This is a genomic window from Streptomyces sp. NPDC017095 (assembly GCF_044332325.1).
Classification (GTDB): domain Bacteria; phylum Actinomycetota; class Actinomycetes; order Streptomycetales; family Streptomycetaceae; genus Streptomyces.
Genome location: NZ_JBIROU010000003.1, coordinates 616,892 through 628,929, shown reverse-complemented (window position 1 = coordinate 628,929; position 12,038 = coordinate 616,892). Strand labels below are relative to the sequence as shown.

Genomic DNA, 12,038 nt, shown 5'->3' with positions numbered 1-12,038 from the left:
GCACGTCAGCGAGGGTCCGGCCGCCCCGTGGGCACGGTGAGAGCGGCGCCCCGTGGGCACCGTGAGCGCGGCGCACGGTGGGCGCGGTGGGCGCGGTTACGTCCGGTGACGCCTCGGTGCCGCCAGGCCGGCCGCCGGTGCCGGCTCCCGCTGGCCGAGCTGGGGCCCCGTCTCGTCGTGCGCCGACGCGGACGGCTCGGCCGACGGCGGCTCCGAGGCGGGCGGCGGCGGAGTGGAGGGCGGTGGTTCGGGCGGGGCGGAGGTGGCCGGGGGCGTCGGCGGCGCCTTGGTCGGCACCGGGTCGCCGGGCGCGGCGGTCGTCCCCGGCTCACCGGGCTTCCCCGGCCTGCCCGGCTTCCGGGGCGCCTGCGTCGCACGGTCCGCGCCCGGCGGCGGCGCCGACGCCCGGGCGGACTTCCCGGGCTTCGCCTTGCCGCCGTGCCCGTGGGTGCCGGGGCCGGCCCAGCCCTCGCCGGCGAAGCCGCCCGCGCCCGCCACCGGCCCGCCGTCGGGCACCTCCCCGCCCCGCTGCCCGGCCGAGTGGGAGGGGCGGGCCCGGTCCGCGTCGTCGCCCACGTTCACGCAGCCGGCGGCGGTGGTGACGGCCAGCACCGTGACGGCGAGCCGGACGGGTACGTACATGGGGCGCACTGCGGCCACCTCCGGAGGCAGAGGGAAGGAGTCAACCTCCCCAACTCCCGCCGCCCGCAAGAGGACACGCGCCGCGCCCGGGACTCCTCACCCGGGGCCCCTCACCCGTACCCGAGCGCGTGCAGCCGGGCGTCGTCGATCCCGAAGTGGTGGGCGATCTCGTGGACCACCGTCACCTCGGTCTCCGCCACCACGTCCTCGCGGGACGCGCACATCCTGAGCGTCGGCCCGCGGTAGACGGTGATCCGGTCCGGCAGGACACCGGCGTACCACTCGCCCCGCTCGGTCAGCGGCGTCCCCTCGTACAGCCCGAGCAGCTCGGGATCGTCGGCCGGCGGTTCGTCCTCGACGAACACCGCGACGTTGTCCATCAGCCGTGTCAGCTCCGGCGGGATCCGGTCCAGCGCCTCGGCGACCAGTTCCTCGAACTCCTCGCGCGTCATCTCCAGCACAGGGCCATTGTCCGGGAACGGCGCCGCATATCCACCCCGTGACATGGGCATACGGGACCAATGCCCGCAACCCCGTCCCAGCCCTGAGCGCCATGCCGAACCGGACCCCGCACCGACCGCTCCCCCGTCTGGAACTCGCCGCCCGCCCGCGCCCCTGGTCACGCGCCCTCGGTCTGACCGCGGTCGTCCTCGCCGGGGCCTGGCTGGGCCTGCTGATCGTCGGCAGCGTCCGGGCCCCGGTCGGCCCGGTGGACACGACGATGGCGCTGCGTCCGTCCCTCACCGGCGGCACGAAGATCAACGTGTCCCCGCTGGGCGCGCTCTCCCTGGACAGCCACGCGGCGCCGCTCCGCCTGGACGTGAACGTCGACCGGCTGGACCCGCTGCGCTCCCGCGCGCTGGTCGACCACCCGGAGCGGCTCTCGGGACTCCAGGAGGAGGTCGCCCGGGACGTCGGGCACGGGGCGCTGGACCTGGCCGTGCGTTCGGGCGTCGCCGTGGTGTCCGGGGCCACGGCGCTCGGTCTCGCCGTCTACCGCCGGCCGCGCCGGGCCCTGGCCGCCGGGGGGCTGGCCCTGGTGCTGCTGGCGGCCTCGGGCGCGTCGGCGTACGCCACCTGGAACCCGAAGTCGGTCCTGGAGCCCAGGTTCTCCGGGCTGCTCGGCTCGGCGCCGTCCGTGGTCGGCAACGCCCGCAGCATCGTCACGGAGTTCGACGTCTACCAGAAGGAGCTGGCACGCCTGGTGACGAACGTGACGAAGCTCTACGACGCCACCTCCACCCTCCCGGCCTACCGGCCCGACCCCTCCACCATCCGGGTCCTGCACGTGTCGGACATCCATCTCAACCCGGCGAGCTGGAAGATCATCGGCTCGCTGGTGAAGCAGTACCAGGTGAACGTGATCGTCGACTCCGGCGACACGATGGACCACGGCACGGCGGCGGAGAACGGCTTCCTGGACCCGGTCCGCGAGCTGGGCGTGCCGTACGTCTGGGTGCGCGGCAACCACGACTCGCGGACCACCCAGCGCTATCTGGAGCGGATGAGGAACGTGCACGTCCTGGACGACGGCCGGGCCGAGACGGTGGCGGGCCTGCGGTTCGCGGGCACCGGCGATCCGCAGTTCACCCCGGACCGCTCGACGGTGCCCGGCGGCGAGGCGGCCGAGGAACTGGCGGGCGCCCGGCTGGCCAGCGCCCTGCGCGACCAGCAGGCGGCCGGCACGCCCGTGGACGTGGCGGTCGCGCACGAGCCGACCGCCGCCCGGGAGACGGACGGCCTGGTGCCGCTGGCGCTCTGCGGGCATCTGCACCACGAGGGCACGAAGACGCTGCCGTACGGCACCCGGCTGCGCATGGAGGGCTCCACCGGCGGCAGCGGACTGCGCGCCGTGGAGCACGAGCACCCCGCTCCGATCGAGGCGTCGATCCTCTACTTCGACCGGGACAGTCACCGGCTGCAGGCCTGGGACGCGATCGAGCTGGGCGGCCTGGGACTGACGACGGCGGAGGTCAGCCGCCATCTCGCGGAGGAGAACCAGCCCGGCGCCACCGGCGGTCCACGCTCCCCCTCGCCCTCCGCTCCCGCCTCCCCGACGGGCACCGCGACGACCGCGCCGTAAAGCGTTTTGGCGATAGCCCCCGCCATCCCATATGCTTCTCACGTCCCCGACGCGCTGAGAAGCGCCCAGGCGGGCCGATAGCCCTCATCGTCTAGCGGCCTAGGACGCCGCCCTTTCAAGGCGGTAGCACGGGTTCGAATCCCGTTGGGGGCACGCATTACCGTGTGCAACACTGTTGCACACACGCTTGGTCCTGTGGAGCAGTTTGGAGTGCTCGCCACCCTGTCAAGGTGGAGGCCGCGGGTTCAAATCCCGTCAGGACCGCTGGTGTTTCACGTGAAACACCGTGGCTGGGTAGCTCAGTTGGTACGAGCGTCCGCCTGAAAAGCGGAAGGTCGCCGGTTCGACCCCGGCCCCAGCCACACCCGCCCTGACCAGGGCCTGAACCCCTCTCCGGGAATCCCGGAGAGGGGTTCTTCCGTATCAGCCATGCCACGCGGTACGCCGACGGAGCAGCCCATGGTGAAGGCCCTGCCGAGCATCGACCCGGCCCTGCCGTCCGACCGGCATCCCGAGCGGGTCTGGTACACGTCCTACGGCTCCAACACGCACCTGGACCGGCTCGCCGCCTACCTCAAGGGCGGGCGTCCGCCCGGCGCGGCGAGGGAGTACCCGGGCTGCCGCGACCCCGCCATGCCGGCCCGGTCGGTCCCCGTGGAACTGACCGGCGCGATGTACTTCGCCACCCACTCCCCGGTCTGGGGCGGCGGGCGGGCCTTCTACGACCCTCAGCCCAGCGGACGAGTGCTGGCCAGGGCCCATCTGGTGACGAGCGGCCAGTTCGCCGACATCGCGGCGCAGGAGATGTACCGGGAGCCGGACGGGGACCTGGACCTGGAGGAGGTGCTCACCCGCGGGCGGGCCGTCCTCGGGGACGGGCGCTACGAGACGCTCGTCTGTGCCGGCCGGCTGGCGGGCTTGCCCGTGCTGACCTTCACGGCGCCGTGGGGCCTGCACGACGTGCCGTGGGTCGCGCCCTCCCCCGCCTATGTCCGCTTCCTGGCCGAGGGCCTGCTGTCCGCCGGCGCCTGGGACGCGGAAGCGGTCGCGGCGTACGTCGCGGCCTGCCCCGGTGCCGGGGAGCAGTGGTCGACGCGGGAGGTCGCCGCCCTCCTCGGCGCCGGCGGCCGGTGACGCCTTGGCAGTACGCCCGGCCACCGCTACGTTCGGGCTGATCGCGCGTGGTGCGCGAGGACGGGGGAGCCATGAGCCGGGACGAGTACGCAGCGATACGGGACGACAGCCTGGAGAAGGAGCGGGCCAGGTACGGGCTGACCGCGGTCATCGTCACCAATCTCGCCATCGCCGGGATCGCGGTCTTCGGCGTGTGGCAGCTCGGTGGGGACAAGTCGGTGATCGTCGGTCTCCTCACCGCCGCGTTCACCGCCGTCAGCGGGGTGACCACCGCCTATCTGGGCATCAAGGCGGTCTCCAACACGGCGCGCTCGATCGCCCTCGGCGACGGCCCGGCCCGCCGGCACCCCGAGACCGCCCCGCAGGCCCCGCAGGCCCAGCAGACCCCGCAGGCCCAGCAGACGCCGTCCGCCCGGTCCGCGCCGTAGCGCCCCGCGGCCGGATCACCAGCGCCGGACCACCTCCGCCCGATCACCTCGGCTAGATCTCCTCGGTGTGCCCGACCGAGCGGCCGCCCGGGTGGCGGTGGCGCCAGATCAGGAAGACCGCGCAGGAGACGAGCGCCCAGCCCGTCAGCACCAGGAACGGGAACGCGTGCTGATAGCCCGGGAAGTACACGGCGGTGTGCTGGGCGTTCACCGAGGCGCCGGGCGGCAGCCAGCGCCCGATCGTGCCGAGCGGGGACGGCAGCAGCGGCCAGGAGACGGCACCGCCGGACGACGGGTTGCCCAGCAGCACCATCAGGCCCCAGGTCGGCAGCATGGCCCACCGGCCGACCAGGGTGTTGAACATCGTGAACACCATGCCGGAGGTGAACATCGTCAGGGCGAGGATGAGCCAGGACTCGACGAACGGCAGCCGTACCGCGCCCAGCCACCAGTCCACCACCGCGGCGATCGTGAACGCGCCGAGGAAGGCGTAGGCGATGATGTAGGCGATCCGCTCCATCGGATTGAGCGCCTTGGCGTGCACGCTGAGCTGGATGGCCCCGACGAAGCCGAGGATCACGGCGGCGAGGGTGATGTAGAAGATGGCCAGCCCGCGCGGATCGCCCCGCTGCAACGGCTTGAGATCCCGGACCACCACCGTGGTGCCGGTGGCCTGGCCGGCCCGCTGCGCCGCCTCCCCGAGCACCTGGGCGACCGTCGCCCCGGACGCCCCCGACACGTCCAGCGTGACCGCCCGGCCGCCGGCGGGCACATCGAGGACCGCGAACACCTTCTGCTCGTCCACCGCCCGCACCGCCTCGCGCCGGCTGCCGTAGGGGTGCACCTTCATCGAGGCGCCCAGCGCCTCCTCCATGCCGTCGATGAACCGCCGGGCGGCCGGTTCGTCGTGGTGGCCGGTCACCGCGGTGGGGATGCTGTGCGGGGTGGGGTTGGCCATGGCGTAGGTGTAGGAGCCGGCGAAGAGGCCGGCCGCGGCCGAGAGGATGAACAGCAGGACCGTGGCGGGCAGGAACGGGGACTGCCGGAACGCCGTCCAGCGCTCCGCTCGGGTCTTCGGGCGGCCGTGCTCACCATGACGGGGTGCGGACATATCGACCACGCTAGGTCATGTAGTGATATCTCGCCCCGAGTCAAATCGTTCGCGTGATTTTCCGCCGAGGTGAGATCCTGGATCGCGTATGTCTACGCATCCCGCCCCCGCCCTCGGCACCCTCGCCTCCCGCCTGACCGAGCTGTCGCTGCGCGACGCGCACCGGCTCGGGCGGCGGCTGGAGGGCGCGCGCAAGATCCGTAAGCCCGAGGCGCGCACCGCCGTCCTCACCGAGATCGAGACCGAGATCGGCCGCGCCGCGGAACGGATGGCCGAGCGGCGCTCCCGCGTCCCGGCCGTCACCTATCCCGAGCAGCTGCCGGTCAGCCAGAAGAAGGACGAGATCGCGGACGCCATCCGCGACCACCAGGTCGTCATCGTGGCCGGTGAGACCGGCTCCGGGAAGACCACGCAGATCCCCAAGATCTGTATGGAGCTGGGCCGGGGCGTGCGCGGCATGATCGGGCACACCCAGCCGCGCCGGATCGCCGCCCGCACCGTCGCCGAACGCGTCGCCGAGGAGCTGAAGACCCCGCTCGGCGAGGCCGTCGGCTGGAAGGTCCGCTTCACCGACCAGGTGAACCCGGACGCCACCTTCGTCAAGCTGATGACGGACGGCATCCTGCTCGCCGAGATCCAGACCGACCGCGAGCTGCGCGCCTACGACACGATCATCATCGACGAGGCCCACGAGCGGTCCCTGAACATCGACTTCCTGCTCGGCTACCTGGCCCGGCTGCTGCCGGAACGCCCGGACCTGAAGGTCGTCATCACCTCCGCGACGATCGACCCCGAGCGCTTCTCCCGGCACTTCGGCGACGCGCCGATCATCGAGGTCAGCGGGCGGACGTATCCGGTGGAGGTGCGCTACCGGCCGCTGCTGGAGGAGGACGCCGAGGACGCCGACCGGGACCAGATCACCGCCATCACCGACGCCGTAGAGGAGCTGATGGGCGAGGGCCCCGGCGACATCCTCGTCTTCCTCTCCGGCGAGCGGGAGATCCGGGACACCGCGGACGCCCTGGAGAAGAAGAGGTACCGCTCCACGGAGGTCCTGCCGCTGTACGCGCGGCTGTCCCACGCCGAGCAGCACCGGGTCTTCCAGCCGCACACCGGCCGCCGGATCGTGCTGGCGACCAACGTCGCCGAGACCTCCCTGACCGTCCCGGGCATCAAGTACGTCATCGACCCCGGCTTCGCCCGGATCAGCCGGTACAGCCACCGCACCAAGGTGCAGCGGCTGCCCATCGAGCCGGTTTCCCAGGCCAGCGCCAACCAGCGCAAGGGCCGCTGCGGCCGTACCTCCGACGGCATCTGCATCCGGCTGTACTCCGAGGACGACTTCCTGGCCCGCCCGGAGTTCACGGACGCGGAGATCCTGCGCACGAACCTCGCCTCCGTCATCCTCCAGATGACCGCGGCCGGCCTCGGCGACATCGAGAAGTTCCCGTTCATCGACCCGCCGGACCACCGCAACATCCGCGACGGCGTGCAGCTGCTCCAGGAGCTGGGCGCGCTGGACCCGGCCCAGAAGGACCCGCGCAAGCGGCTCACGGACACCGGCCGCAAGCTGGCCCAGCTGCCGGTCGACCCGCGGCTGGCCCGGATGGTGCTGGAGGCCGACAAGAACGGCTGCGTCCGCGAGGTCATGGTCATCGCCGCCGCGCTGTCCATCCAGGACCCGCGCGAGCGCCCGGCCGACAAACAGGCCCAGGCCGACCAGCAGCACGCCCGCTTCAAGGACGAGACCAGCGACTTCCTCGCCTATCTGAACCTGTGGCGCTATCTGCGCGAGCAGCAGAAGGAGCGGGGCTCCAGCTCCTTCCGCCGGATGTGCAAGCAGGAGTACCTGAACTTCCTGCGCATCCGCGAATGGCAGGACATCTACACGCAGCTGCGCACGGTCGCCAAGCAGATGGGCATCCACCTCAACGAGGACGACGCCCCGGCCGACCGCGTCCATGTCTCCCTCCTGGCCGGCCTCCTGTCCCACATCGGGATGAAGGACGTGAAGGACGGCAACAAGAACGAGTACCTGGGCGCCCGCAGCGCCAAGTTCGCCGTCTTCCCGGGCTCGGCGCTGTTCCGGAAGCAGCCGAAGTTCCTGATGTCGGCCGAGCTGGTGGAGACGAGCCGGCTGTGGGCGCGGGTCAACGCCAGGATCGAGCCGGAGTGGGTCGAACCGCTCGCCGGGCACCTGCTCAAGCGCACCTACAGCGAACCGCACTGGGAGAAGGACCAGGCGGCCGTGATGGCGTACGAGAAGGTCACGCTGTACGGCGTCCCGATCGTCGCCCAGCGGAAGGTGAACTACGGCCGCATCGACCCGGAGACGAGCCGCGAGCTGTTCATCCGCAACGCGCTCGTGGAGGGCGACTGGCGCACCCACCACAAGTTCTTCGCCGACAACCGCAGACTCCTCAGCGAGGTCGAGGAGCTGGAGCACCGCGCCCGGCGCCGCGACATCGTCGTGGACGACGAGACGCTGTTCGACTTCTACGACCAGCGGGTGCCCGCCCACGTCGTCTCCGGCGCCCACTTCGACTCCTGGTGGAAGCGCAAGCGGCAGGAGCAGCCGGACTTCCTGGACTTCGAGCGGGAGATGCTCATCCGGGAGTCGGCGGAGGCGGTCACCAAGGCCGACTACCCGGACACCTGGCGCCAGGGCGCCCTGAAGTTCAAGGTCACCTACCAGTTCGAGCCGGGCGCGGACGCCGACGGTGTGACGGTGCACATCCCGCTCCAGGTGCTCAACCAGGTCACGGACGAGGGCTTCGACTGGCAGATCCCGGGGCTGCGCGAGGAGGTCGTGACGGAGCTGATCCGCTCCCTGCCCAAGCCGATCCGCCGCCACTACGTACCGGCGCCGAACTACGCGAAGGCGTTCCTGGAGAGGGCGGTGCCGCTCCAGGAACCGCTGGCCGTCACGATGGCCCGCGAGCTGAAGCGGATGGTCGGCGTGCCCTTCGAGGCGGACGACTTCGACTGGGCGAAGGTCCCCGACCATCTGAAGATCACCTTCCGGATCGTCGACGAGCGGCGCCGGAAGCTGGCCGAGGACAAGGACCTGGAGACGCTGAAGCTGCGGCTGAAGCCGAAGGCGCGCCAGGCCCTGTCCCAGGCCGCGGCGGCCACCGCGTCCCGCGAGGGCGGCGAGTCGCTGGAGCGCAGGGGCCTCACGGACTGGACGATCGGCACGCTGACCCGGGTGTTCGAGACGCGCCGGGCCGGCCAGCCGGTGAAGGCGTATCCGGCGCTGGTGGACGACGGTGACACGGTGTCGGTCCGTCTGTTCGACACGGAGGCCGAGCAGGCCGAGGCCATGTGGAAGGGCACCCGCCGGCTGATCCTGCGCAACATCCCGGTGAACCCGGCCAAGTTCGCGTCCGAGAAACTGACGAACCAGCAGAAGCTGGCCCTGTCCGCGAATCCGCACGGGTCGATCCAGGCCCTGTTCGACGACTGCGCGACGGCCGCGGCGGACAAGCTGATCGCTGACTTCGGCGGCCCGGCGTGGGACGAGGAGTCGTACCGCAAGCTGTACGACAAGGTGCGCGCGGAGATCGTGGACACCACGGTCCGCACGGTGGCCCAGGTGCAGCAGGTACTCGCCGCCTGGCAGGCCTGTGAGCGCCGTCTGAAGGCCGTCTCGAGCCCCGTGCTGCTGGCGAACCTGACGGACGTGCGCAAGCAGCTCGACGCCCTCGTGAAGCCCGGTTTCGTCACCTGGGCCGGCATACGGCGGCTGCCCGACCTGATGCGCTATCTGGTGGCCGCCGACCGGCGCCTGCAGCAGATGCCGGCCAACGTCCAGCGGGACACCACCCGCATGGAGAAGGTCCACGAGATGCGCGACGAGTACGCCTGGCTGCTGGAACAGCTCCCCCAGGGCCGCCCGGTGCCGCAGCAGGTGCTGGACATCCGCTGGATGATCGAGGAGCTCCGGGTCAGCTACTTCGCCCACGCGCTGGGCACGGCGTACCCGGTCTCGGACAAGCGGATCGTGAAGGCGATCGACGCGGCACTGCCGTAACCGCTGCCGTACGGAGGGTGAGTTCGACCAGGACCCTCACCCTCCTGTACAGTCCTTCTCGCAGCGCAACGCACGAACAAGCGCCGCGAGCAAGGTCCTGTGGAGCAGTTTGGAGTGCTCGCCACCCTGTCAAGGTGGAGGCCGCGGGTTCAAATCCCGTCAGGACCGCATGAAGGCTGAGGCCCGCATCCCGTCAGGGATGCGGGCCTCAGTCGTATGCCCGCCCGGGAGGCGACCCGGGCAGCGCGCCGGGTTGACGGGGCCGCCTTCCCTCGGTACCCAGGGAGCAGGGCCCGTTCCCTCTGTGCGGCCCCTGGAGGTGGCGTATGGCTACGTCGGTCAGGCACGAGACCCGAGCGCTCCTGAGGGCCCATCTGGCGGCCGCCTCGTCCTACCGGCACCTCACCCGCCACTGCCCCGTCTGTCACCGCCTGCTGCGCCTGGCGATGGACACCGGGCAGCACGACCAGGAGAGCGGACGGGACGCCGTCGAGGACGGCCGGCCGCGGCGCGCGTGAAGCGGACCCCGGGCCCCACGGAGCCCCAACACCCGTACAGCGGTGGGACTCTGAGAAGAACACACTTCTTTAGCGCATGCGGGTCGCGGGCGGCAAGCATCCTGCCGTGTGACGGGAGTCACCGCATGAGCATGGAAAACAGAGGCATTTACCCCTGTCATACAACAGGTCAATTTAATATGTGCAATTGCACCGTGCCCATGACGCGCGCACAGCGGTTCCGACAGGCATCCCCAGACTCCGACAAGGACGCCCACCGGCACCGCCCCGTCCCGGCTCCCGCGCACAAAAAAATCGCGCTGGACCCGGCGGAGTCCAGCGCGATCGACGACGCACCCTGTGTCGCTTGCCTACAACGTTGTCTTCGGCTTGGGTGAGGGACCTGTTGGGGCAGGTCCCGCGTCGCTTGGAGCTAGGGTTTCGGGCGCCTCGGCCGGTTGGGGGACCGTCCGTCTTGCCCGGTTATGGAGTTGTTCAGGCCTCGCTGCGCTGCTGCGGGATGCCCGCCAGCAGTGCGCGAACCTCGGCCTCGCGGTAGCGGCGGTGCCCACCGAGCGTGCGGATGGACGTGAGCTTGCCGGCCTTCGCCCACCGCGTGACCGTCTTGGGGTCGACACGGAACATGGTGGCGACCTCAGCCGGGGTCAGCAGCGGCTCGGCATCAGGGGTGCGAGCGGTCATGAGCGGCCTCCTCGGGAGAACCGAACCTTCTCGGTTCTTTCCTCTAAATTCTGCACCTTGACCCGCGTTGCCCGAAATGGCGGACGCGAGTCGAGTCGGTTATAGGACGAACGGCTTGTCCTCGGCACTACAACTACACCATCTGTCCAGCCGCGTCGGCCAAACCGATGGAATTGCCCTCCCAGGTGTTCATCAGCGACGGAAGCCGATGGACCATGCCATAGCGGACAGTCACGCCACTGTGACGATCAGTCACAGCGGCGTTCAGGAGTCACCGGACCCCCCAAAGCGTGCAATGCTGAGATTCCGCCCACAGTTGAGCATAGGTGGACGGACGGAGTCCTCCCCGGACTCCTTGTCCTATTTTGGCACGAGGGGTGGCTTCCAGGGCAAGGGCCTTGTAAGTGCCGTCCATCACCCTTGGGACAAAAGTCCAGATCCGGACCAACATTCCGTCAGCCGGTCGAAGCGAGAGAGAACGTACGTCGTCCGGCACCGGTTTGGCCGTGACGCACGTCACTCAGTTCGCGGAACGCCGGTCCCGGACCGCCCGCCAGCGCTCCACCAGCCGTCCGTACGCCTCCGCGGCGGCCGTTCCGTCGCCCCGGCGCAGCGCCTCGATACCGGCGGCCACGTCCGCCGCCGAGTGGTCGTCCTCCAGCTCGCCCGCCGGCAGCACGTGCACCAGTCCGCCGTAGTCCAGCTCCACCAGCGAGCGCGGGTGGAACTCCTCCAGCCAGCGGCCGACGTCCAGCAGCCCGTCGGTCAGCGCGCTGTCCTCGACGGCGTCCCGCAGCGCCCGCAGTGCCCGGGCCACCCGGCGCCGGGCCTGCACCATCGGCGTGCGGTAGCGCAGCACCGGCGGCACGTCGGCGGTCCCCTTGTCGTACCGCCGCTCGTCGTCCGCGACCAGCACGAACCAGTTCAGCGGCACGTGCCAGGTCGCGGTGCGGATCCACGGGCGGGCGTCGGGGTTGCGGGCCAGCCAGCGCTCGTAGTCCTGCGCGGCCTGCCGGCGCACCACCGGCGGCAGCACGGCGTCCAGCACCGGCGGGGGCAGTTCCTCCGCCGGCCCGTCCAGGGCCTGCCAGCCGCGCAGCCGGGTCCGCCACGGGCAGACGCAGACGACCCCGTCCACCTCCAGCACGAAGGCGTCCCCGCTCTCCCGCACCGGGACCGCGATCGGCGGGACGGCCACCAAGTCGGCCAGGGAGGAGCGCAGTTCGTCCTGGTACGAGGGGCGGTCGGGGCGGCGGGCGTAGCGCGCCCAGTGCGCGCGCTCGGCTTCCGGGAAGGCGCCCAGCGGCTCGTACACACGCAGGTAGGCGGCATAGGGGACGACCACGGAAGACACCTTCGGCACGCCTGCTCCCTCCCCGGTGGGCCCGGCTCGAAACCACTGCGCATC

At 71.1% G+C, this 12,038-nt stretch carries 10 protein-coding genes and 4 tRNA genes; 9 read left to right on the top strand and 5 right to left on the bottom strand.

What is annotated here, in order from left to right; translation table 11 throughout:
• Nucleotides 1–96: 96 nt before the first annotated feature.
• Both ACH4OA_RS09035 and ACH4OA_RS09030 read right to left on the bottom strand, forming a co-directional pair.
• On the bottom strand, nt 97–642 hold the full coding sequence (locus ACH4OA_RS09035; RefSeq protein ID WP_397936734.1) for a hypothetical protein: 546 nt from the start codon (nt 640–642) through the stop codon (nt 97–99).
• A 110-nt stretch (nt 643–752) separates the two neighbouring features.
• The gene (locus tag ACH4OA_RS09030) at nt 753–1,103 is read right to left on the bottom strand and encodes a metallopeptidase family protein (RefSeq protein WP_365882569.1); all 351 of its coding nucleotides are present in this window, start codon (nt 1,101–1,103) and stop codon (nt 753–755) included.
• Between the two features lie 92 nt (nt 1,104–1,195).
• On the opposite strand from ACH4OA_RS09030, the gene ACH4OA_RS09025 reads away from it, so the two are divergent.
• From ACH4OA_RS09025 to ACH4OA_RS09000, 6 genes are all read left to right on the top strand, one after another.
• On the top strand, nt 1,196–2,725 hold the full coding sequence (locus tag ACH4OA_RS09025; RefSeq protein WP_397968330.1) for a metallophosphoesterase: 1,530 nt from the start codon (nt 1,196–1,198) through the stop codon (nt 2,723–2,725).
• An 80-nt stretch (nt 2,726–2,805) separates the two neighbouring features.
• Nucleotides 2,806–2,878 (top strand) — tRNA-Glu (locus tag ACH4OA_RS09020).
• Nucleotides 2,879–2,914: 36 nt separating this feature from the next.
• Nucleotides 2,915–2,989, top strand: a tRNA-Asp gene (locus ACH4OA_RS09015).
• Nucleotides 2,990–3,013: 24 nt separating this feature from the next.
• A tRNA-Phe gene (locus tag ACH4OA_RS09010) sits at nt 3,014–3,087 on the top strand.
• Nucleotides 3,088–3,184: 97 nt separating this feature from the next.
• Nucleotides 3,185–3,859, top strand: coding sequence for a histone deacetylase (locus ACH4OA_RS09005; protein WP_397968328.1), 675 nt, complete (start codon nt 3,185–3,187; stop codon nt 3,857–3,859).
• A gap of 71 nt (nt 3,860–3,930) precedes the next feature.
• Nucleotides 3,931–4,287 carry a hypothetical protein gene (locus ACH4OA_RS09000; protein ID WP_397968326.1) on the top strand — a complete coding sequence of 119 codons (357 nt, stop codon included), beginning with the start codon at nt 3,931–3,933 and terminating at the stop codon, nt 4,285–4,287.
• A gap of 52 nt (nt 4,288–4,339) precedes the next feature.
• Here the strand turns inward: ACH4OA_RS09000 and ACH4OA_RS08995 are convergent, their stop codons facing one another.
• The gene (locus ACH4OA_RS08995) at nt 4,340–5,398 is read right to left on the bottom strand and encodes an ABC transporter permease (protein ID WP_365882577.1); all 1,059 of its coding nucleotides are present in this window, start codon (nt 5,396–5,398) and stop codon (nt 4,340–4,342) included.
• A gap of 88 nt (nt 5,399–5,486) precedes the next feature.
• On the opposite strand from ACH4OA_RS08995, the gene hrpA reads away from it, so the two are divergent.
• The 3 genes from hrpA (at nt 5,487) to ACH4OA_RS08980 (ending at nt 9,949) form a co-directional block, all read left to right on the top strand.
• Complete coding sequence (hrpA, locus tag ACH4OA_RS08990; protein ID WP_397936729.1) at nt 5,487–9,431, top strand: ATP-dependent RNA helicase HrpA; 3,945 nt, start codon at nt 5,487–5,489, stop codon at nt 9,429–9,431.
• 93 nt (nt 9,432–9,524) lie between these two features.
• Nucleotides 9,525–9,599, top strand: a tRNA-Asp gene (locus ACH4OA_RS08985).
• Between the two features lie 158 nt (nt 9,600–9,757).
• Nucleotides 9,758–9,949, top strand: a complete 192-nt coding sequence (locus ACH4OA_RS08980; protein ID WP_397968325.1) for a DUF6274 family protein — start codon at nt 9,758–9,760, stop codon at nt 9,947–9,949.
• A gap of 474 nt (nt 9,950–10,423) precedes the next feature.
• Here ACH4OA_RS08980 and bldC read toward each other — a convergent pair whose 3' ends face one another.
• Together bldC and ACH4OA_RS08970 are read right to left on the bottom strand one after the other, a co-directional pair.
• Nucleotides 10,424–10,630 carry a developmental transcriptional regulator BldC gene (gene bldC, locus ACH4OA_RS08975; RefSeq protein ID WP_003949541.1) on the bottom strand — a complete coding sequence of 69 codons (207 nt, stop codon included), beginning with the start codon at nt 10,628–10,630 and terminating at the stop codon, nt 10,424–10,426.
• Between the two features lie 520 nt (nt 10,631–11,150).
• The gene (locus ACH4OA_RS08970) at nt 11,151–11,993 is read right to left on the bottom strand and encodes a hypothetical protein (protein WP_365876894.1); all 843 of its coding nucleotides are present in this window, start codon (nt 11,991–11,993) and stop codon (nt 11,151–11,153) included.
• Between the last annotated feature and the right edge of the window lie 45 nt (nt 11,994–12,038).

Excerpts from the sequence above, each read along its gene's own strand:
- ACH4OA_RS09000 (WP_397968326.1), top strand. The coding sequence starts at position 3,931 with ATGAGCCGGGACGAGTACGCAGCGATACGGGACGACAGCCTGGAGAAG.
- bldC (WP_003949541.1), bottom strand. The coding sequence starts at position 10,630 with ATGACCGCTCGCACCCCTGATGCCGAGCCGCTGCTGACCCCGGCTGAG.
- ACH4OA_RS08980 (WP_397968325.1), top strand. The coding sequence starts at position 9,758 with ATGGCTACGTCGGTCAGGCACGAGACCCGAGCGCTCCTGAGGGCCCAT.
- ACH4OA_RS09025 (WP_397968330.1), top strand. The coding sequence starts at position 1,196 with ATGCCGAACCGGACCCCGCACCGACCGCTCCCCCGTCTGGAACTCGCC.
- ACH4OA_RS09005 (WP_397968328.1), top strand. The coding sequence starts at position 3,185 with ATGGTGAAGGCCCTGCCGAGCATCGACCCGGCCCTGCCGTCCGACCGG.
- ACH4OA_RS09035 (WP_397936734.1), bottom strand. The coding sequence starts at position 642 with ATGTACGTACCCGTCCGGCTCGCCGTCACGGTGCTGGCCGTCACCACC.
- ACH4OA_RS08995 (WP_365882577.1), bottom strand. The coding sequence starts at position 5,398 with ATGTCCGCACCCCGTCATGGTGAGCACGGCCGCCCGAAGACCCGAGCG.
- hrpA (WP_397936729.1), top strand. The coding sequence starts at position 5,487 with ATGTCTACGCATCCCGCCCCCGCCCTCGGCACCCTCGCCTCCCGCCTG.